The 19,798-nt window shown below is 71.5% G+C and carries 14 protein-coding genes, 2 tRNA genes and 1 pseudogene; 5 read left to right on the top strand and 12 right to left on the bottom strand.

Annotation, left to right across the window (positions count from 1 at the left end; genetic code table 11):
- Positions 1 to 14: 14 nt before the first annotated feature.
- A tRNA-Glu gene (locus tag Pth03_RS27280) sits at positions 15 to 86 on the bottom strand.
- A 46-nt stretch (positions 87 to 132) separates the two neighbouring features.
- A tRNA-Ser gene (locus tag Pth03_RS27275) sits at positions 133 to 205 on the bottom strand.
- A 128-nt stretch (positions 206 to 333) separates the two neighbouring features.
- Between Pth03_RS27275 and Pth03_RS27270 the strand changes: the two genes are divergently transcribed.
- Together Pth03_RS27270 and Pth03_RS27265 are read left to right on the top strand one after the other, a co-directional pair.
- Entirely contained in the window at positions 334 to 1,248 is a 915-nt protein-coding gene (locus Pth03_RS27270) for a 1-phosphofructokinase family hexose kinase (protein WP_203947255.1), read from the top strand.
- A gap of 27 nt (positions 1,249 to 1,275) precedes the next feature.
- Positions 1,276 to 2,100, top strand: a complete 825-nt coding sequence (locus Pth03_RS27265) for a class II fructose-bisphosphate aldolase (RefSeq protein ID WP_203947254.1) — start codon at positions 1,276 to 1,278, stop codon at positions 2,098 to 2,100.
- A gap of 181 nt (positions 2,101 to 2,281) precedes the next feature.
- Here the strand turns inward: Pth03_RS27265 and Pth03_RS27260 are convergent, their stop codons facing one another.
- The 5 genes from Pth03_RS27260 to Pth03_RS27240 are packed head-to-tail and all read right to left on the bottom strand — an operon-like array spanning position 2,282 to position 7,843.
- Entirely contained in the window at positions 2,282 to 3,526 is a 1,245-nt protein-coding gene (locus tag Pth03_RS27260; RefSeq protein WP_203947253.1) for a Gfo/Idh/MocA family protein, read from the bottom strand.
- Positions 3,527 to 3,536: 10 nt separating this feature from the next.
- Positions 3,537 to 4,349 (bottom strand): carbohydrate ABC transporter permease, encoded by an 813-nt coding sequence (locus Pth03_RS27255; RefSeq protein ID WP_203947252.1) that lies wholly within the window; start codon positions 4,347 to 4,349, stop codon positions 3,537 to 3,539.
- Positions 4,346 to 5,281, bottom strand: coding sequence for a carbohydrate ABC transporter permease (locus Pth03_RS27250; RefSeq protein ID WP_203947251.1), 936 nt, complete (start codon positions 5,279 to 5,281; stop codon positions 4,346 to 4,348). The genes Pth03_RS27255 and Pth03_RS27250 overlap by 4 nt, the downstream gene beginning before the upstream one ends.
- Before the next feature lies 1 nt (position 5,282).
- Positions 5,283 to 6,563 (bottom strand): ABC transporter substrate-binding protein, encoded by a 1,281-nt coding sequence (locus tag Pth03_RS27245; protein WP_203947250.1) that lies wholly within the window; start codon positions 6,561 to 6,563, stop codon positions 5,283 to 5,285.
- Complete coding sequence (locus Pth03_RS27240) at positions 6,560 to 7,843, bottom strand: alpha-glucosidase/alpha-galactosidase (protein ID WP_239119403.1); 1,284 nt, start codon at positions 7,841 to 7,843, stop codon at positions 6,560 to 6,562. Before Pth03_RS27240 ends, Pth03_RS27245 begins: the two co-directional genes overlap by 4 nt.
- A gap of 182 nt (positions 7,844 to 8,025) precedes the next feature.
- On the opposite strand from Pth03_RS27240, the gene Pth03_RS27235 reads away from it, so the two are divergent.
- Positions 8,026 to 9,003 carry a carbohydrate kinase family protein gene (locus Pth03_RS27235; RefSeq protein WP_203947248.1) on the top strand — a complete coding sequence of 326 codons (978 nt, stop codon included), beginning with the start codon at positions 8,026 to 8,028 and terminating at the stop codon, positions 9,001 to 9,003.
- 31 nt (positions 9,004 to 9,034) lie between these two features.
- Here the strand turns inward: Pth03_RS27235 and Pth03_RS42610 are convergent.
- Positions 9,035 to 9,217, bottom strand: a pseudogene (locus Pth03_RS42610) (acyl-CoA thioesterase domain-containing protein); the annotation flags it as partial.
- Positions 9,218 to 9,516: 299 nt separating this feature from the next.
- Between Pth03_RS42610 and Pth03_RS27230 the strand changes: the two are divergent.
- Entirely contained in the window at positions 9,517 to 10,569 is a 1,053-nt protein-coding gene (locus Pth03_RS27230) for a helix-turn-helix domain-containing protein (protein WP_203947247.1), read from the top strand.
- A gap of 110 nt (positions 10,570 to 10,679) precedes the next feature.
- Here the strand turns inward: Pth03_RS27230 and Pth03_RS27225 are convergent, their stop codons facing one another.
- The 4 genes from Pth03_RS27225 to Pth03_RS27210 form a co-directional block, all read right to left on the bottom strand.
- On the bottom strand, positions 10,680 to 14,855 hold the full coding sequence (locus Pth03_RS27225) for a carboxypeptidase regulatory-like domain-containing protein (protein WP_203947246.1): 4,176 nt from the start codon (positions 14,853 to 14,855) through the stop codon (positions 10,680 to 10,682).
- A gap of 325 nt (positions 14,856 to 15,180) precedes the next feature.
- Entirely contained in the window at positions 15,181 to 15,732 is a 552-nt protein-coding gene (locus Pth03_RS27220; RefSeq protein ID WP_203947245.1) for a YceI family protein, read from the bottom strand.
- 37 nt (positions 15,733 to 15,769) lie between these two features.
- Positions 15,770 to 18,148 (bottom strand): carbamoyltransferase HypF, encoded by a 2,379-nt coding sequence (hypF, locus tag Pth03_RS27215; protein ID WP_203947244.1) that lies wholly within the window; start codon positions 18,146 to 18,148, stop codon positions 15,770 to 15,772.
- Positions 18,145 to 19,068: an NAD(P)H-binding protein gene (locus Pth03_RS27210; RefSeq protein WP_203947243.1), complete on the bottom strand. Its 924-nt coding sequence runs from the start codon at positions 19,066 to 19,068 to the stop codon at positions 18,145 to 18,147. Before Pth03_RS27210 ends, hypF begins: the two co-directional genes overlap by 4 nt.
- A 221-nt stretch (positions 19,069 to 19,289) precedes the next feature.
- On the opposite strand from Pth03_RS27210, the gene Pth03_RS27205 reads away from it, so the two are divergent.
- On the top strand, positions 19,290 to 19,781 hold the full coding sequence (locus Pth03_RS27205; RefSeq protein WP_203947242.1) for a DUF5709 domain-containing protein: 492 nt from the start codon (positions 19,290 to 19,292) through the stop codon (positions 19,779 to 19,781).
- The last annotated feature ends 17 nt before the right edge of the window (positions 19,782 to 19,798 follow it).

Below are 19,798 nucleotides of genomic sequence, written 5' to 3'. Positions count from 1 at the left end.
TCACGAATGGGCGGCGAGGCCGACCGGATTCGAACCGGCGTCCTCCCTTTTGAGAAAAGGGCGCGACGACCTCTGCGCTACGGCCCGCCGGGCGGAAGCCTAGCGATCTTTCACGTCTCGGGGAAAAGACGGCAGGGCCGGCCGGATTCGAACCGGCGTCTCCCCGATGAGCAGTCGGGCACGACGACCTCTGCGCTACGGCCCTGCCTGCGCACACCCTAGTGGATCTCTTCCAGACATGACATCTGCACAAATCTGCGCATTAATGCTATGAAATATGCAGAAACAAACCGTCCTCCTTCCTCCGGAGGTATCCGTGCCCACGCGCGCCTCATGATCCTCACCGTCACCCTGAACCTGGCCCTCGACGTGACCTACCTGGTCGGCGACACCGAATGGGGCGGGGTCAACCGGGTCCGCGCCGTACACCGCCGTGCGGGCGGCAAGGGCGTCAACGTCGCCCGCGTGCTCGCCGCCCTCGGCCACGACGTGCTCACGACCGGCCTCGCCGGAGGAAGGACGGGTGAGGCCGTCCTCACCGATCTCTCCCAGGCGGGTGTGCCCGCCGACTTCACGCCCGTCGGCGCGGAGTCGCGCACCACGCTCGTCGTCTCCGAGCCCGGAGGCCACACTCTTTTCAACGAGCCCGGCCCGGAGGTCACCGGTGACGACCTGGGCCGCTTCACGGCGCATTTCCGCAGCCTGCTCGGCCGGGCGGATGCGGTCGTGCTGTCCGGGAGCCTTCCCCCCGGCACGCCCGTCGACTTCTACGCGACGCTGGCAACGGTGGCGGCCGACCGCGGCGTGCCCGCGATCGTGGACGCCGACGGCCCGTTCCTGCGCCATGCCCTGAGCGGGCGTCCCGCGATCGTCAAACCCAACGCGGCCGAACTCGCCCGTGCGGTGGCGCACCTTTCCTCCCGGCACGAGCAGGCGGAGCTGCTGCGCGAAGCGGGAGCCCAGGCGGTCGTGGTGTCCCTCGGCGCCGAGGGATCGCTCGCCGTGACCTCCGGCGGCGCGTGGCGGGCGCGCGTGCCCCATGACGTCGTGGGCAACCCCACCGGCGCCGGGGACGCGCTCGTCGCCGGGCTCGCGCTCGGCCTGGTGGAGGGCACTCCGTGGCCCGACCGGCTGCGCCGTGCGACCGCCCTGGGCTCGGCCGCGGTGGCCGCCCCCGTGGCCGGCGACTTCGATCCCGGCGTCTACGACTCCCTGCGTTCCGCGATCATCGTCGAGCCGATCGCCTGACCCCCCTCTGAATCAGGAGCCCCTGCCATGCCCCTCGTCGGGATCGGTGAAATCGTCCGCGCGGCACCCGCGGGCGTCGGCGCCTTCAACGTCATCCAGCTCGAACACGCCGAGGCGATCATTGCGGGCGCTCATGCCGCGGGCGCGCCCGTCGTGCTGCAGATCAGCGAGAACGCCGTGCGCTACCACGGCGCCCTCGCCCCGATCGCGGTGGCGTGCCTCGTTGCCGCCCGGGCGGCCGACGTGCCGGTCGCCGTGCATCTGGACCACGCCACCGACCGCGCGCTGGTCGAGGAGGCCGTCGTGCTCGGGCTCGGATCGGTCATGTTCGACGCCTCCGCGCTCGACGACGCGGCCAACGTGGCGGCGACCGCGGACGTCGCCACGTGGTGCCACGACCGCGGTGTGTGGGTGGAGGCCGAGCTCGGCGAGGTCGGCGGCAAGGACGGCGTGCACGCGCCGGGCGTGCGCACCAAGCCGCACGAGGCCGCCGACTATGTGGCGCGCACGGGCGTCGACGCCCTCGCCGTGGCCGTCGGCAGCTCGCACGCGATGACCACCAAGGACGCCGTGCTCGACCTGGACCTCATCGCCGAGCTGGCCGCCGCGGTGCCCGTGCCCCTGGTGTTGCACGGCTCCTCCGGCGTGCCCGACGACACGATCCGCTCAGCCGTACGGCACGGCATGAAGAAGATCAACATCGCCACGCACCTGAACAAGGCGTTCACCGAGGCGATCCGCGGCCAGCTGGCGGAGCATCCATCGGTGGTCGACCCCCGCACCTATGTCCGGGCCGGCCGTGAGGCCGTGGCTCGTGAGGTCACCCATCTGCTGGGCGTGCTCGCGGGCTGACAGTGCATGATCACGAAAGAGATTCCCGCACGTCAACGGGGCGACGCCCGAACTTCTGCATGATCACGACATACGTCGCCGCAGGTCGGCGCGGCCGTCACCGAACTTCTGCATGATCACGCCCAAGGGGGGGTGTGATCACGCGGAAGGGGGGGTGGTTGTATCCCAAGGGGGGTCACATCTAGGGGAGGGTGATCACGGTGCTGGTCTCGCGGGCGCGTTCGGCGGCCCAGACCACCAGGTGGGAGGCGAGGCTGGTGGCCGCGTCAGACCAGACCAGGCCCGGGTCGCCCACCGCGACGGCCGCCAGGAACGCGTCGACCAGGGCCTCGTCTCCCCCGCCGTGCTCGTCGGAGGCGGCCGCGCCGCTGACCGCTCGGGTGTCGACGACCTCCTCCCGTCCCGTACGGAAGTCCGTGTGGCGCACCACCAGGCCGTCGCCCTCCAGGTAGCCGTGAGTGCCGAAGATCCTCGTCTTGCGGTGCTCCTGCGGCGTGAAGGCGGTCATGGTGAAGCTGACCGTCTGGCCCCCGGCGGCCTCCCACGACACCACCTGGTGGTCGACGACGGAGTTGTCGCAGGCGTAGACGCACCGGCCGTACGGGCCCTCGCGCAGCGCCTGCCGTACACCCGCCTCCGTGTGGTCGGTGGTGACGGCGCTGAGCGGCCAGAAGGTGCGGTCGGGGTCATTCAGGCAGTCGAGGTAGAGCCGCGGCGCGGAATAGGGGCACGTGGGTTCGACGGCGCAGTCGAGGCACCGGTCGGCGGCGCCCTGAGGCCGGTTGGCCGGGGTGAAATGCGTCAGCGAACCGAACGAGGAGATGCGTTCGACCGGTCGGCCGGTGACGTGGAGCAGCCAGTCGACGTCGTGGCACGACTTGGCGAGCAGCATGGGCGCGTCCTGCTCACGCCGCCAGTTGCCTCTGACGAACGAGTGGGCCTGGTGCCACCAGCCGACGGGTTCGAGGTGCTGCACGCTCACGACCTCGCCGACGGCCCCGGCCTCGATGAGCCCGGTGAGCACGCGGGTGTAGGCGGTGTACCGCATCACGTGGCAGACCGCCAGGATCACCCCGGTGTCGCCCACGGCCTGAACGACGCGACGCGCGTCGTGCTCGGTGGTCGCCATGGGCTTTTCCAGCAGGAGGTGGTAGCCGGCGCCGGCGAGGGCGACGGCCTGCTCGGCGTGCTCGGCGTCCGGGCTGGCGACGACCGCCGCGTCCGCGTGGCGGCGGCCGGCCAACTCGGTCCAGCCGGCGTGGACGTCTTCCTGGGGCAGCCCGTGTTCGGCGGCGAAGGCCGCTCGGCGGGCGGGGTCGGGGTCGGCGACCGCCACCACCCGCGCTCCGGCGGCCGCGGCGTGCCGCGCATAGGCGGTGCCGCGCATCCCCGCGCCGACGACGACCAGGCTGACGGGCCGGCTCATCTTCCTCGTCCTATCCCTTGAGGCCGCTGAACGACATGGTGGCGATGAAGTGCCGCTGGGCCAGAACGAAGGCCACGATCAGCGGGAACGTCGCGAGCACGTTCCCCGCCATGAGCGCCGACCACTGGGTGTGCCGGGCTCCGGCGAACGTGGTCAGGCCCACCTGCAGGGTGTAGGTGTCCTCGGAGTTGATGGCGATCAGCGGCCAGATCAGGTCGTTCCACGCGCCGAGGAAGGTGAAGACGGCCAGCGTGGCGAGGGCAGGCCGGGCCAGCGGCAGCACGACGCGGAAGAACACACCCAACCGGTTGCAGCCGTCGATCCTCGCCGCCTCCTCCAGCTCGCGGGGCAGGCCGAGGAAGAACTGCCGCATGAGGAAGACGCCGAAGGCCGTCGCCAGCCACGGCACGAACGCGGCGGCCAGGGTGTCGATCAGCCCGAGGTTCTTGAAGACCAGGAACGTCGGGATCATCAGGACCTGGGTGGGCACCATGACGGTCGCCATGATGGCCGCGAACGCCACGCCTCGGCCACGGAAACGGAAACGGGCGAAGCCGTACCCCGCCAGCGAGCACAACACCAGGTGGGACACGACCGCCACCACGGTGACCAGCAGGGTGTTGCCGAACCAGCGCGGATAGGAGTCCTCGGTCAGCACCTTGATGTAGCCGTCGAAACTGATGTGGCTGGGCCAAAGGCGCGGCGGGTAGGAGTTGATCTCCGCGTCCGGCATGAACGACGTGAGGAGCATCCACACCAGCGGCGCCGCGAACAGCAGCGACAGCGGCAGCAGGACCAGGTGGTAGGGCCACTGGCGTCTCATGCGGCCGCCTCCCCTCTCCGGGCGTACCAAAGGGCCAGGCCGGACACGAGCAGCGTGACCACGAACAACGCGTAGGCCACGGCCGCGCCGTATCCGGCGTGGAACAGCTTGAACGCCTGCTGGTACAGGTAGAACACGATCACCGTGGTGGAGTCGAGCGGCTGGCCCTTGGTGGTCGTGTAGACGAGGTCGAACAGCTGAAGGGCGTCGATCGTCTGCCAGATCACGAGGAAGACCGTGGCGGGCCGCAACTGGGGCAGCGTCACCGCGCGGAAGACCCGCAGCGGCCCGGCCCCGTCGACGCGCGCCGCCTCGATCAGCTCGCGGGGGATGTCCTGCAGGGCCGCGAGGTAGACCACGATGGGCAGGCCGACCGACCCCCACAACGACACGACCACCAGGGTCAGCAGAGCCTGCGAAGGGTCCTGCAGGAATCCCTGGCGGGCGACGCCCAGCCCCGCGAGCAGGTCGTTGACGATGCCGAACTGCGGGTCGAGCACGAAGTTGGCGAGGATGCCCGTGGCCGCCGCCGAGACGACGTACGGCACGAACAGGCAGGTGCGGTAGAAGGCGCGGAACCGGAGGGGCCGGTTCAGCGCGAGCGCGATCGGCAGCCCGATCAGCAGCGATCCGGGGACGAAGAGCACGGAGTAGAGCAGCGTGTGCCCGGTGGCCGCCATCAGGTCGGGATCGTCGAGCAGGTCGCGGTAGTTCTGCAGGCCGACGAACGTGCCCGGGGCCAGCAGGTTGTCGTCGCGCAGCGACAGGATCAGCGCCCAGACGGCGGGGAAGATCGACAGCCCGACGATGACGAGGGTGGCGGGGCCGACGAACCCCCATCCGGTCAGCTGGGGCATCAGCCGTACGCGCGGGCCCGCCTTGCGTCTGCGGCCGCTCAGGGGCAGCGCGCCCGCGGCCGTGTCCGCCCTCATGTCAGCCCTTCGCCAGGATCTTGTCCGCCTCCGCGGCGGCGCCGGTCAGCGCCTCCTGCGCCGTGGCCTGGCCGAGGAGGACACGGTCGATGGCGTCACCGATTTTTGCCGAAATATCCGGATAAGACGTGATGGACGGCCGGGCCTGTACGGCGTTGTCTTGATTGGCCAGGAAGGCGTCCGCTCCGAGGTACTGCTTGGCGAACTCCTTGTAGGCCGGCAGCTTCGACGTGGCCTGGCGGATCGGCAGGTTGCCCGAGCCGAGCGACCACCGCGCGTCCTGCTCCGGCTTGGTCAGCCAGGCAAGGAAGTCCTTGGCCGCCTGCGCCCGCTTCGAGCCGTTGTCGAAGACGACCCAGTTGTCCGGGCCTGAGATTGTCTGGTGGTTTCCGCCGTATCCGGGCAGCGGCACCACGCCGTAGTCCACCTTGTGGTCGGCCAGGTCGCGCATCGCCCAGGGGCCGGCGATCTCCATGCCGACCTTGCCGCTGTAGAAGAGCGGCAGGAACTTCTCACCGTTCTGGTCCAGGTAGACGGACTTGTCATCGACGGCCATGGCCCGCCACAGCTCAAGGCTCTGCACGGCCTGCGGGGTCGCGAACGCGGCGTTCTTTCCGTCGGGGCTCAAAATCGAGCCTCCCTGCTGCCAGAGCATCGGCCAGAACCGCCATACGGTGTCCTCGTCGCCGGTGGCCACGTAGGAGGTGCCGAAGACGCCCTTGGACGCGTCGGTCAGCCTCTTGGCCGCCGACCGGAAGTCGTCCCAGGTCCAGTCCTTCGTGGGGTAGGCCACGCCTGCCGCGTCGAAGAGCTTCTTGTTGTAGATCAGTCCCAGGTTGTCGACCACGGACGGAACGCCGATTACCTTGCCGTCGACCGTCGCCGCCTCCCGCTCGGCGGGCCAGAAGTCGTCCCATCCGAACGACGGGTCCTTGACCAGGGAGGACAGGTCGGCGACCCGCGGCGTTTCGGCCAGGGTGGCCGACCAGGAGCCGTACATGTACGCGATGTCGGGCGGGTCTCCGCCGGCCAGCGCGGCCTGGACCTTCTGCAGCATGTCGTCGACGTTGGTCGTGCCGACCTCGGGCTTGACCTCGATGCCGGGGTGAGACTTGTTGTATTCGTCGGCCAGGCCCTTGAGGATGTCGCCTTCGGCGTCGGCCTGCCCGTGCCACCAGACGACCGTGACCTTGCCGTCGTCGTCTCCGGACTGGCCGCCGCAGGCCGCCGACAGGGCGAGCGCCGGCACGACGGCGAAGACGAGTGCGAGCTTGCGAATCATGGCTGCATCTCCTCTCGGAGCGATTCGGGCAGCAGGTCGGAGTGCGCACGGACCATGTCGTCGCACAGCGCCCAGATCTGGTCCAGGGTGAGGGTCGCCGCGGTGTTGGGGTCGAGCATCGCGGCGTGGCGGATGTGGTCGGGCCGCCCTTCGACGGCGGCGCGGACGGTGAGGTCGCCCACGGAGGCGAACGCGTTGTTGAGCGCCGCGCACTGCGGCGGCAGGTCCCCGACGGCCGTCGGGTGCACGCCGAGCCGGTCCACCAGGCAGGGCACCTCGACCGCGAATCCCGGCGGCAGGTTGGAGATCAGCCCGTGGTTGGGCAGGTTGCCGTACACCACGCGGGGGCGGCCGGTCACCATGGCGTGGATGATCTGCGGCGCGTATTCCATGCTGGCCTCGACGGGGTCGAAGTCGCCCGCGCGCGCCCGCTCGTAGCTGGCGACGTTCTCCTCGCTGATCTGGACGTACTCGCCCGCCTTCAGCCGCAGCCGCTCGACCTCGCCGTCATGCCGGAGGTACCAGGGGACGTATTCGGCGGAGTGCTCGCTCGACTCGGTCGGGTAGTAACCGAGCCTGCGGTACATGTCGACCCGCACCCGCCGCCGCAGCTCGGGGTCCTTCTCGATGGCCGCGTCCAGCCGCGGGTACAGGTCCTCCCCGCGATGAGAGAAGCGCAGCACCCAGGACTGGTGGTTGACGCCCGCGCACAGGTAGTCCACCTCGTCGTACGGGACGCCGACCAGGCCGGCCAGGCCGTCCATCGTCCAGTGGACCGAGTGGCACAACCCGACCACCCGGGGCAGCAGCCGGGACAGGTAGGTGACGTTCATGGCCATCGGGTTGGTGTAGTTGAGCAGCCACGCGTCGGGGCATACCGCGGTGATGTCGGCGGCCAGCTCGTCCAGGAAGGGGAAGGTGCGCAGCGCCCTGAAGATCCCTCCGACGCCGAGGGTGTCGCCGATGGTCTGGCGCAGGCCGTACGACGCAGGGATCGCGAAGTCCGTGACGGTGGCCGCGAGCATGCCCACCTGGACCATGTTGATCACGAAGTCGGCCCCGTCCAGCGCCGCGCGCCGGTCGAGATGGGCGGTGACGGTGAGCCCGGTGCGCCCGCCGCCCGTGATCCTCCGTGCTCCTGCCTCCGCGACGGCCAGCCGCTCGGTGGAGATGTCATGAAGCGCTATCTCGCTGCCGGCGAGCTCGGGGAAGCTCGCCAGGTCGGCCAGCAGGCCCTGCGTGAAGACGACGCTGCCGGCGCCGACAAAAACGATCTTCAATTGGTCAGCTCCTTGCAGGTGGGGGGGCCACCCGGGTGGTTCAGGCACCACGGCGGGCCACGCGGCAGGCATCCACCGATGCGGCGGGAGCGACACGCCCCGGTCGGGCTCCTCCCTCGTGACTTGGGGTCAAGACTTGCTTGTTTTCGTTCGATTGGCAATGCTTTCGAGCATTAATTCGCATGAAACGGGAGCTTTGCGCGATGTATGACCTCCTCGTGATAGGCGACGCCAACCCCGACGTGATCCTGTCCGGCGTTCCGCGCGTCCCCGCGTACGGCCAGCGGGAGGAACTCGTCGACACCGGCGTGCTCACGGTCGGCGGCTCCGGCGCGATCATGGCCTGCGGCGCGGCACGGCTCGGACTGCGCACGGCCTTCGTGGGCAGGGTCGGAGACGACGAGGCGGGCCGGTTCATGCTCTCCTCGCTGGAGGCCCGGGGCGTCGACGTGTCGGCATGCGTCATCGACCCGTCGAGGCCGACCGCCATGACGGTCGTGCTCGTCGAGGGCCCAGTAGTCGAGGATGCAGGCGAACAGGGAGACCGGCACGGTGACCGGGCGATCCTGACCGCACCGGGCTGCCTGCCGTACCTCTCGGGGCGCGACGTTCCGCGGAAACTGCTCGCGTCCGCTCGGCACGTGCACGCGGCCTCGTTCTTCCTGCAGCCGCGGCTGGCGGCGGACCTGCCGTCCCTCTTCTCGGCGACCCGCGCGAACGGGGCGGTGACCTCGCTCGACACCAACGACGACCCGTCAGGCGCGTGGGCGGGGCTGGACGGCGTCCTGGCCGAGACCGACGTGCTGCTCCCCAACGAGGCCGAAGCGCTGGCGATCAGCGGCGGTGGCGACGTGCGGGACGCGGCGCGCGACCTGGCCGCACGAGGCGTCCTTCCGGTGGTCAAGCGCGGCCAGGACGGCGTGCTGAGCTGGGACGGCTACATGGCCATCGACGCTCCGGCGGTGCCCGTCACCCCCGTCGACACCGTCGGGGCAGGCGACAGCTTCGACGCGGGCTTCGTGGCGGCCCGCCTGCGGGGGCTGCCGCTGGGCGCCGCGCTGCGGTTCGCGGCGGCGTGCGGCTCCCTGTCGGCCCGGGCGGCGGGCGGCACCGCGGCCCAGGCCACCTGGGAGGAGGCGGAAAGCGCCGCGGGAATCTAGCTGCGGGGCACCGCGGCGAGTTGCCGGCCCTGTGCGACGAGGCGGCCGGCGTCGGCGGGCCGGGCCGGGAGGCCGACAGATAGTGCGCGCTGACGACGACGGGATCGGCGTGCCCGGTCTCGCCCATGAGTTCCTCTGAGAGCGCGCGGGCGGCGGTGGCGAGCAGCAGGCCGCCGTTGACGGCGCCGTTGATCTTCCAGCCCTCGCCGAGCATCGCGCGGTAGGCGCCCTGGTCACCGGAGTTCTTCGTTACAGCGCTCCCGCGATCGAACCAAGGTCGGTCGTCTGTTCCACGAGGATCCGTTTCTTGGGGGCACGGCATCGGGGCATGCACAGGCAACGGGAGTTACCGCCATATAACACCCCAGATCGCCAAATGAGATGACTCACACTGCGTGGGAGCGCGCCCAATCGGGGCGGGGCACGCGGAAAGCCCTTTGGCGTCTCCTCTACGATCCTGCGTTAATCGGCGGGAACCGCCCGGCAAACGGCGGCTTCTTGAGAGGTGACACGGTGCTCGAAGTCCTGGGGATCGACCACTGGTGTGAAGAGGCGTATCTGGCGCTCGTGGAGGGAGCGCCCCACACTGTCGACGAGCTCGCCGACCTGACCACCGTCGACCGGGAGACGCTCCCCGGTGTGCTGCGACGGCTCGAGGATCGGGGCCTGATCTGCCGGGTCAGCGGCAGGCCCGTGCGCTACACCGCGCTGCCGCCGGACAGCGCGATCGAGGTCCTGCTCCTGGCACGGGAGCACGACATCAAACGGGTCAGGGCGCTGGCCCACCACCTGGGCGAACGGCATCGCACCCGATCGGGACGCGACGCGGCCGAGCTGATCGAGGTGATCTCCGGACCTGACGGCGTCGCACGAGCCGGCCAGCAGCTTCTCCGCCGCGCCAGGACCGCCATCCGCGGCATCGACGCTCCGCCGTACGCCAGGGCGATCGACGGCGAGATGATCTCCTCCATGGCGAACGTGCTGGACGGCGGCGTGCGCCGGCGTTTCATCCACGAACGCGACACCCTCCGGCTGGCCGGTCAGGCGCAGAAGATCGAGCTGAGCGTGGCCTCCGGGGAACAGGTGCGGATCCTGGCCAACGTGCCCATGAAGATGATCCTCGGCGACGAGGACATGGGGCTGATCCCCCTGCGGGCCACGCCCCGGGTGCTCGACTCGTGCATCCTGGTCCATCCGTGCTCGCTGCTGGACGCCCTGTCGACGTTGTTCGAGATGTTGTGGCACCAGGCGATGCCGTTCGTGGCCGGGCAGGTCGCCGCGGACGATGCCGCGACGTCGCAGGCCCACGGCGTCTCCGGCGGCCCCGTGAACCCGCGAAGTCCCGGCGCGAACGAGACGCCGCTCACGGAGGAGGAACGCAGGATCGTGTCGCTTCTCGCGCTCGGCCTGCCGGATGAGGCGATCGCCCGTCAGCTCGACATGAGCCACCGCACCGTGCAGCGGCGCATCCACGCGCTGATGATCCGGCTGGGCGCGAGCAGCCGCTTCCAGGCGGGGGTGCTGGCCGCGCGCCGCGGCTGGTGGGAGCCGGACGCGCGCGCCTGAGCGGGCCCTGATCAGGAGAGGTGCCCGGCCGGAAGGTGTTCCGGCCGGGCCCCTGTGTTGGTCGAACCCTGTGCTGGTCGAACCCTGTGACGGTCGTCGAAGGGCGGCGGTCAGGAGGCGGGCTGCAGCGTGAAGTCCCTGACCGCGGTGTCACCTCCCTTTATGCGCACGAGCCCGGTCGCCGCGCGATGGCCCGGCGCCGTCACGGTCACGCGTACGGAGTCTCCTGCGTGGGCGAGCCAGATCTCGTAGCCGCCGTCGGCGCCCGTCGTCACGGTGTGTGTCACGGTGTGTGTGCCGCGCTCCGTCTGCAGCGTGACCGTCGCACCGGCGACGGCCCGCCCGCCGGTCTCGCGGACCGTCCCGGAGAGCCGGCCCCAGGACGCGGGAGGCCGCACCCGCATCGTCACCGGCACCGCCTGCGACGTGTAGGGGGTGTCGCCCGCGACGGTCACGGCCGCCGTGTAGTCCGTGAGCATCGAGGTGGTCCGGGGGTCGGCGTCGAGTGTCACCGTGACGGTGGTGCTCTTGCCGGGCGCGAGGCGGGTCGTGCCCGCTCGCGCCGACAACCACGGCACGTCGGCGTACGGCCGGTCATAGCCGGGCAGCGTCTCCACGCGGGTGGACGGCTGTCCGGTGGCGGGGTCGGTGCCGCCGACCAGGTAGAACCCGGGTGCTCCTGCCGCGCCCGAGACGGTCACGCCGGCGTTGGGCAGTGGGCTCCACGCGTCGGCCGCCGGATCGTAGGCGAATCCCTCATTGGTGTCGGCGCCGAGCCCGTAGCTGTAGCCGGTGGAGACGAGGAGTCGCCCGTTGGCCACGGCGTAGGCCGAGCCCATGAGGTCCAGCGGCATGCCGGCGATCGGCGACCAGGAGTTCGCGGCCGGGTCGTAGGCGTAGCCCGCGGTCGTCGCGATGCCGCCCGCGCAGTAGACCTTGCCGTCGATGCCGCCGCACGACAGGTAGGCGGCGCCCGCAGGGTACGGCGCGGCCTTGGACCAGTGGTCGGCCGCCGGGTCGTAGACCATGACGGTGTTGTTGTTGCAATTCTCGGATCCGAAGTCGCCCTGGCGGCAACCCCCGACCAGATACAACTTGCCGTCCAGCGTGGCGACGCCGGAGGAGCCGTACGGTTCGGGGTTCGGCGCGAGCGTCTGCCAGGAGTCGGCCTTCGGGTCGTAGGCCTCCGTGGCGGCGACGGTGCCGCCCATGCTGTCGCGGCCCGACGTCACGTAGAAGCGTCCGTCGACGAACGCTCCCGCGGCCGCCCACCGCCGGTACCAGGGGCTGGTCAGCGTGGTCCACGAGTCCGTGGCCGGGTCATAGGAGCTGAAAGAGTTGGAGAAGGTGGTGCCCTGCCCGGTGTTTCCGAGCCCGGCGTACAGCTTGCCGTTGTAAGCGCCGGCGACCATGCCGGTGCCCTGCACGGGCAGGTCGGCGACCGGGCGCCAGGCCGTGCCGGCGGGCTGTGTGCTGCGCGCGCCGGGCACCGGGGCTCCGGTGCCGCCGTCGGCGGTGGCCTGCTCCTTCGGCACCTTCACCCGGTTGACCGGGGCGGACGCCCCCGCCTCCGGCTGGGCGGAACCGGGTCGTTCACCGAGCCTGAACGTGGCGGGCCCCGCACCGGTGTTGCGGACGGTGAACGTGAGCGTACGGCTGCTCCCCCAGGTGACCGGGGCGTCCAGTGCCGCCGGCGCGACCGCGAGCCTGCCCGCCTTCAGGGCGAAGTCGGCCCGGGTGACGCCGCCGGAGACCTTCACGTGCTCGGTCAGGGCCGGGTAGTGGAAGGCGGCCTTCTCCGCCGTGATCTTCCGCTCTCCCTTCGGCGAGAAGAGCCAGTAGAGGCCGTCGCCCAGGGTGAGGTCGTCGGGGGTCGGCACGCTGATCGCGCGCTCCCCCGGTGATCCGCCTGACACGGTGGCGCCGACCACGCCGGCCCCGGTGTTCGCGTCGGTCACCTGGCCGACGACCAAACCGCCCGGCGCGGGCGCGAACGTGCGGGTGCCGACGGCGACCTTGTCGACCTCCCAGATGTTGCCGAGGCCGCCCGCGTAGTGGAACCGCAGCCGCACGTCGCTCCTGCCCGCGTATGCCTTGAGGGAGACCGACTCGTGTGCCGGCCCGTTCACGGTGTCGGGTGCGGTCCACACCGTGGTCCAGGTGGAGCCGCCGTCGGTGCTGACGTCCACGTCCGCCTTGGGGGTGTCGAGCCGCTGGAAGGGCGGGAAATGCGTCTCGAACTCGACGACCGGGTCCTTCTCCTTCGACAGGTCGTAGGAGGGGCTGCGCAGCTCGGTGTCGACCTGGGCCCAGCCGAGGTGGAAGTCGTCGACGATGGCGAATCCGCCTCCGCCGCCGGTCTGGTTCCCCCTGCCGAGCGGGTCGTCGAACTGCCATCCGCCGTTGTCGTTGTTGTTCTTCACGGTCCACCCGGCGGGCGCCGAGCGGTCGTCGAAGGGCTGCACGCCTCCGCCGTGGTAGGTCAGCGTGTACCCCGGCGCGGACGCCTTCTGCGCGTCCACGGGGATCGCGACGTTCGCCGTCACCGGCTTGGTCCCCACGGTCACGCTCGCCGTCGCGGGCAGGTAGCCGGGGTAGGCGGCCGTGACGGTGAGGGCGTAGGTGACGCCCTGCGGGAGCTTCACGCGGTAGACGCCGGTCACCGGGTCGGTCCAGACGGGGGCTCCCGGCACTCCGGCGACGCCGACCTTGGCGTACATCGGCCATCCGTGGCCGCCACCGTCGGTGACCGTGCCGGAGACGGTCTGCGACGGAAGGGGTTCGAGCGCCACGTCACGGGTGAGGGTCGCCCCGTCGCCGAGAGTGGCTTTCTCGATGGACGCCTGCTTGTAGCCGTACGCGCCGACGGTGCCCGTGTAGTCGCCCGCGGGGATCGACAGGCGGTAGCCGCCGTCGGGTCCCGACGTCGCGGAATACGCGCCGAACGACACCAGAGCACCCGGGATGGGCGCCTTGGTGGTGGCGTCGGTCACCGTGCCGGCGATCGTGCCGTGCGGGCCGCCCCGGAAGGACGCGACTCCGCTGGGGGTGCCGAGCCCGGTCGGGCCGTCGTAGCCCGCGCCCGCCACGCACAGGTAGGAGGGATCGCACGACGGCGTCGTGCCGAAGCCGCAGAGCCCCGCGGGGCAGCTCGCGTTGTCACCCGAGACGACGTCGTTGAGCCCGCCACGGTTGGCGTACACGTAGGAGTTGGCGTCGGTGCCCTGCACCGGGGTTCCGGCGATCGCGTAGACGCCGGCGATGATGGGCGAGGACGCGCTGGTGCCGCCGTACACGCTCCACCCGGTGTCGGAGTAGCTGTTGTAGACCGCCACGCCCGTGACCGGGTCGGCCACGGCGGACACGTCGGCGACGGTGCGCCCGGGGCAGCCCGGGTCGGACTGGAAGCCGGGCTTGGCGCCGTAGACGGAGCAGCCAGAACCCGCGGCGCCCCAGCGCTCCTCGCCCGACGAGAGCCAGGACGAGTTCCACACGGTCTCCGACCAGCCTCGTGCGCTGGAGTCGCGGACCAGGGACGTGCCGCCCACCGCCGTGACGTACGGCGAGGCCGCCGGATAGGAGACGCCGTAGCCGTAGTCGCCGGAGGAGGCGACGATCGCGACCCCGGGGTGGTTGTAGTGCACGTCGAGGGTGGCGTCGTCCGGGTATTCGCGGTCGGTGCCGTAGGAGTTGGAGACGAACTTGGCGCCCATCGCGACCGCCTGGTCAACGGCCGCGCCGAGGTCGTCGGGGTAGTTCGAGTCGGCCTCGACGAGCAGGATGTCCGCCCGGGGCGCGACGGCCGAGACCATGTCGAGGTCGAGCGCGATCTCACCGGCCCACCCGCCGTCGGGCACCGGGTAGTCGGTGCCGCCGCGCTGGTCGACCTTGCGGAAACACCCGTTCGCGGTCGTGCACGGCGGCAGGCCGTACTGCGCACGGTAGACGGCGAGGTCGGCTTCGGCGGTCGGCGCGTCGAAGGCGTCGACGATGGCGACGGTCTGGCCGGCGCCGCCGTCGGCGGGCAGCCGGTAGGCGCCGATCAGGTCGGCGGGGCCGTAGCCGTCGGGCGCGACCGCCGCGCTCACCCGCTTCTGCGACTGCCCCGCCGGGCGGGGACGGCGCAGCGCGAAGCAGCTGAACCGGCCTTCGGCCGGCGCGTCACATAACGGTTGCGGCTGCTCCGCCGTGCTGCCTGACGTGCTGCCGGACGCACTCTGACCGGCGGCGGGTGGCGTGGCGGCTGACGTGGCGGCGGACGAGGGCGCCGCGCCGAGTGTCAGCACGGCGAGTAAAACGGTGACGAGGAGGGCGACATGACGGCCGCCGGCGCGTACCCGCGGCCATGGCCGCGGTTCCGGTCCTCTCCAGGTGCGCAAAGGTCCTGCTCCTGCTCTCCGGGGGGATTCCGCCGGGCAGACGCCGGCGGCGGGATACGAAGATCCCGGAACCGAAAATCGGGCATCAGGAACATTTGCGTCAAGATCATGTCAAGGCGTGATGGTGCCGTGGCGCGTTCACGCCAGGGCACGCCTCCCCGCCCGTGCGGGTAGGAAAAGTCCCCGCACGGGCAGGAGAACCGGGCGGAAAGGGTCGGGCCGTGCCGCCGGATCAGGACAGGTCGAGCTCGGCCTCCACGCCGACCGGGTCGGCGAGGCGCAGCGCACCGAAGAACGCGCTGTACGGCTTGATGCCGTACTCGGACTGCACGACGGTGCCGGTGGCGCGGTAGCGGCCCTCCCCCGATCCGGAGACCTCGAGCCTGAGCGGGTGTGACATCCCGTGCAGGGTGAGCGTGCCCTCCACCACGCCGGCGTCGGGGCTCGTCACCTCGACCCGGCCTGAGACGAACCGGGCCTGCGGATGCCGGTCCACGCCGAGCAGCCGCCGGGCGGTCTTCTCGATCTCCCGCCTGTCGCGGTCGGTCAGCGGCATGGCGCCGCCCGTGCCCTCCACGATCCGCAGACTGTCCATGTCCACCGTGATGTCCACCGTGATGTCGGCACTGCTCTCCGCCGGGTCGTCGGCGGTGACGACCTCGCCCGACCATCGGGTCACCTCGATGGTGAGGTCGTGTCCCATGGTGGAGGCGAGCCCATGCCGGGCGGTGCTCAGGATCAGCCGGCCGCGCTCGGGGCCGACGTGGTGACGTTGTCCGGGCATACGCGCACCGTAGGACGGCCGGCGCGCGCGGCGTGGATCAGCGCGCCGGACATGACGGAGATGTTGTCGATCCTGGCGCCGACACCGATTCGGCCACGCCGCCGTCTCCTCGGTCGGTCGCGGCGGCGACGGCCGCCTGACCCAGGCTGATGCCTCCGTCGCCCGCGGGCACCCGCCGGTGGGTGAGCACCCGGAAGCCGCGCGCGGTCAGCCTCTCGACGGCCCGTCCGAGCAGCAGCCGGTTCTGGAAGACCCCGCCCGACAGGGCGACGGACGACACTCCCGTCGACTGGCGCAGCCTCTCGCACCCTTCTGCGACGACATCGGCGAGGCCGTTGTGGAAGCGGGCCGCGATGACCGCGGGGGCCGCACCCGCCCGCAGGTCCTCGGCGGCGGCCAGGACGAGGCCCGCCGCGACGACCTGGAACGGGCGTCCGTCAGAGAAGGCCGCAGGGTAGGCGCCCCGCTCTCCGGGGTCGGCCCGCTGTTCGAGCTCGACGGCCGCCTGTCCCTCGTAGGTGATCGTGTCGCGCACGCCCAGCAGGGCCGACACGGCGTCGAACAACCGCCCCGCGCTCGACGTCGCCGGGGAGTTCACCCCGGCGCGGGCGAGCCCGACGACGTTGGCCCAGCGAGGAGAGTTCCGGCGGGCCACCTCCAGGCCGGGGGGCGGGGCCGCGTCGTAGGCCACGTCCAGGTAGACGGCGGCCATCCTCCACGGTTGGCGGATCGCCGCCGTTCCCCCGGGCATCGGCACGGGGGCGAGATGGCCGAGCCGTTCGAAGGAGACCAGGTCGGCGAGCAGGAACTCGCCGCCCCAGAGGGTGCCGTCGGTGCCGTAGCCGAGCCCGTCGAAGGCCACTCCGATGACCGGGCCCTCCTCGTCGTTGTCGGCCAGGCAGGACGCGATATGTGCGTGGTGGTGCTGCACGCCGATCAGGTCGACGCCGAGCATCTCGAGGGCGTGCTTGGTCGACAGGTATTCCGGGTGAAGGTCGTGCGCCACCAACTCGGGGCGCACGTCGAAGAGCCGGGTGAAGTGGTCGACGCCGGTGACGAACGACCGCATGGTCTCGTAGTTCTCCAGGTCGCCGATGTGGTGCGACATGATGGCGTGCCGCCCCTTGACCAGGCAGAAGGTGTTCTTGAGTTCGGCGCCGCAGGCGAGGATCGGCCGCGCCGCCGGGCGGCTGAGCCGTACGGGCTGGGGCACGAGGCCGCGGGCGCGGCGCACGACGAGTTCGCGGCCGCCCGGCGAAAGCGCCGGAGAGCACACCACCGAGTCGTCGACGCGCACATGGATGGGCCGGTCGTGGGTGAGGAAGGCGTCGGCGACGCCGGAAAGCCGGCCGAACGCGTCGGCGTCGTCGTAGGCGATGGGCTCGTCGGAGACGTTCCCGCTGGTCAGCACGATGGGAGCCGATACGGCGGCGAGCAGCAGGTGGTGCAGCGGCGTGTACGGCAACATGACGCCGAGGCTCCGGTCGCCGGGAGCCACAGAAGGGGCCACAGAAGAGGCGACGGGCGTTCCGTCCCGGCGGGGCAGCAGCACGATGGGCCGTGCCCGGTCGGTGAGCAGGGCCGCGGCGGCCGCATCGACGTCGCAAAGCTGGGCGGCCTCGGCCAGGCCGGGCACCATGACCGCGAACGGCCGGTCCTCGCGGTGTTTGCGCGCACGCAGCGCGGAGACGGCGGCCTCGTCGGCGGCCATGACCGCCAGGTGGTAGCCGCCGAGGCCCTTGACCGCGACGACCGCGCCCGCGCGGAGCAACGCCGCCGTCTCCTGGACTGGGTCTCCCGGCAGCACTGGGTCTCCCGGCAGCACGGTGCCGTCGGGGCCGGCCAGCCGCAGCCGCGGACCGCAGTCCGGGCAGCAGATCGGCTGCGCGTGAAAGCGCCGGTCGGCGGGGTCGTGATATTCGGCGGCGCAGGCGGCGCACATCGCGAAGCCCGCCATCGTCGTGTTCGGGCGGTCGTAGGGGACGTCGCGCACGATCGTGAACCGGGGCCCGCAGTTGGTGCAGTTGATGAAGGGGTAGGCGAAGCGGCGGTCCGCCGGGTCGGCGAGCTCTGCCAGGCAGTCGTCGCAGGTCGCGGTGTCCGGGGAGACGAGTGCCCGCCGCGGGCCCGAGCCGTCGCTGCCCACGATCGAGAACGCCGACGCGCCGCTGGGCTCGCCCGCGCTGACGGTGACCCGTTCGATCACGGCCAGCGGCGGCGCGTCGCGTTCCAGCGCGAGGAGGAACGCGTCGACCCCGGCGCGCGGCCCCTCGATCTCGACGAACACACCGCCCGCGTCGTTGCCCACCCGGCCGGCCAGCCCCAGCCGGGTGGCCAGCGAATACACGAACGGCCGGAAGCCGACTCCCTGAACGACGCCCTCCACGCGCACGTCGCGCCGGACGAGCCCGCTCACCCGGTCTCACCGGTGCGGGCGAACAACCCCGCGTGCTCGGCGACGTACTGCTCGACGGTCTGCGCCGGCGCCCCGGTGAGCTCCTCTACGGTGCGGGTGGACCGGTCGTAGCGGCCCCGCCGGTGCAGGCGGGCCATCGTGAGCAGGTGATCGCGCACATGGGAGGGCAGCGCGGCGACGCGTTCGGCCCAGATCTCCGGCGGCACGTCCTGGTAGGTCACCGGCCGGCCCAGCGCGCGGGAGTATTCGGCGGCGACACCGGCCATGTCCTGCGAGCGCGGCCCGGTGAGCTCGTACACGTGCCCCACGTGCGGGGCGGGGTCGTCCAGGATCGTGACGACGACCCGCGCGACGTCGGTCGCGGCGATCGGCGACGTACGGCCCTCGCCGAAGGGCAGCGGGAGCACTCCGTCGTCGGCGACCGCCCGCGCCACCAGCGTGGTGAAGAGGGGGTTGTCCAGGAACGCGGTGGGCCGGATGTGCACGACCGGCAGCCGCGACCAGTCGAGCACCTGCTCCGACAGCCAGTGCAGGCGGTGCTGGTGCGACTCCTCGGTGCTCACGGCGGTCATCTGCGACACCGTCATCTGCGACATGTTCACCAGGGCCTCGAGCCCGCCCACCGCGCGGGCGACCGTCGCGACCGTGGCGGTCGCCTCCAGGTAGTCGGGCGAGACGCTCATGCTGAAGAGCATCCGGCCGATGCCGTCGAGTGCGCCGGCGACGTCGTCGGGCTGGGTGAGGTCGCCCACCACCACCTCGGCCCCCAGGGCGCACAGGGCCGCCGCGCGTTCGTCGTCCCTGTGCACCATGGCCCGCACCGGCACGTCGCGGGCGCGCAGCGACCGCACCACCGTGCGGCCGACTCCTCCGACCCCACCACCCGCACCGGTCACCAGGATGCGCGGCTGCACCACCATCGGACCCCCGTAGAACCACTCTGACCTGCGGTGCGATCATATGAGCGGCACCCTCGCACCGCCCTTGTACGGCACGGCAAGGGCGAGCCAAGGCCGGGCGCGGCACCTGCCGTCGGCGGGCGGCGGGCACCGGGCTATGTTGCGGGGTGCCGGCCGCGTAGCATGATCGGCCGCGCACATCAGGGTCTCGGCGACGAGCGACACGATCGAAGGGCTTTTCCATGGCGGACGACGACTACGAGTTCCAGGACGACGCGGCGGAGGACGACGGCGTGCTGGAGCCGTCGGACTCCCTGCTGACCGACGACCTCGGCGACGACCCGCTCGACACCGGCCTGACCGCCGCCGAGCGCTGGTCGGCGGGCCAGGGGTACGGCACGACCGCCGACGAGGCCGCGGAGGGCGAGTCACTCGACCAGCTGCTGGCTGAGGAGGAGCCCGAGCTGGACCCCGCGGTGCTCGCGGGCCGGTGGGACGAGCAGGAGCCGCGCAGCGGGCGGCTGGTCGGCGAGGAGGGCGACCGTTCCGGCGAGCTGCTGGGGCGTGACGTGGGCGTCGACGCGGGCGCGGCCGGCGCGGAGGAGGCCGCGGTTCACCTCACGGATGAGGACGCGGACCGGGAGGCCGAGCTCGACGACCCGCTGGACGAGGATCTCGACGAGGCGCTCGCCAATCTGGCCGCCGATCAGGCCCGCGACGCGTACGACGACTGATCGTTTCCCGCCGTTCA

Origin of the sequence: Planotetraspora thailandica (genome assembly GCF_016863335.1) — a bacterium.
Lineage (GTDB): Bacteria > Actinomycetota > Actinomycetes > Streptosporangiales > Streptosporangiaceae > Planotetraspora > Planotetraspora thailandica.
The sequence above is the reverse complement of the archived record's forward strand: the minus strand, read 5'-3'. Positions and strand labels throughout refer to the sequence as shown.

Coding starts and splice junctions, on each gene's coding strand:
- Pth03_RS27210 (WP_203947243.1), bottom strand. CDS start 19,068: ATGGTGGTGCAGCCGCGCATCCTGGTGACCGGTGCGGGTGGTGGGGTC.
- Pth03_RS27245 (WP_203947250.1), bottom strand. CDS start 6,563: ATGATTCGCAAGCTCGCACTCGTCTTCGCCGTCGTGCCGGCGCTCGCC.
- Pth03_RS27255 (WP_203947252.1), bottom strand. CDS start 4,349: ATGAGACGCCAGTGGCCCTACCACCTGGTCCTGCTGCCGCTGTCGCTG.
- Pth03_RS27250 (WP_203947251.1), bottom strand. CDS start 5,281: ATGAGGGCGGACACGGCCGCGGGCGCGCTGCCCCTGAGCGGCCGCAGA.
- Pth03_RS27270 (WP_203947255.1), top strand. CDS start 334: ATGATCCTCACCGTCACCCTGAACCTGGCCCTCGACGTGACCTACCTG.
- Pth03_RS27265 (WP_203947254.1), top strand. CDS start 1,276: ATGCCCCTCGTCGGGATCGGTGAAATCGTCCGCGCGGCACCCGCGGGC.
- Pth03_RS27260 (WP_203947253.1), bottom strand. CDS start 3,526: ATGAGCCGGCCCGTCAGCCTGGTCGTCGTCGGCGCGGGGATGCGCGGC.
- Pth03_RS27205 (WP_203947242.1), top strand. CDS start 19,290: ATGGCGGACGACGACTACGAGTTCCAGGACGACGCGGCGGAGGACGAC.
- Pth03_RS27220 (WP_203947245.1), bottom strand. CDS start 15,732: ATGCCCGGACAACGTCACCACGTCGGCCCCGAGCGCGGCCGGCTGATC.
- Pth03_RS27235 (WP_203947248.1), top strand. CDS start 8,026: ATGAAACGGGAGCTTTGCGCGATGTATGACCTCCTCGTGATAGGCGAC.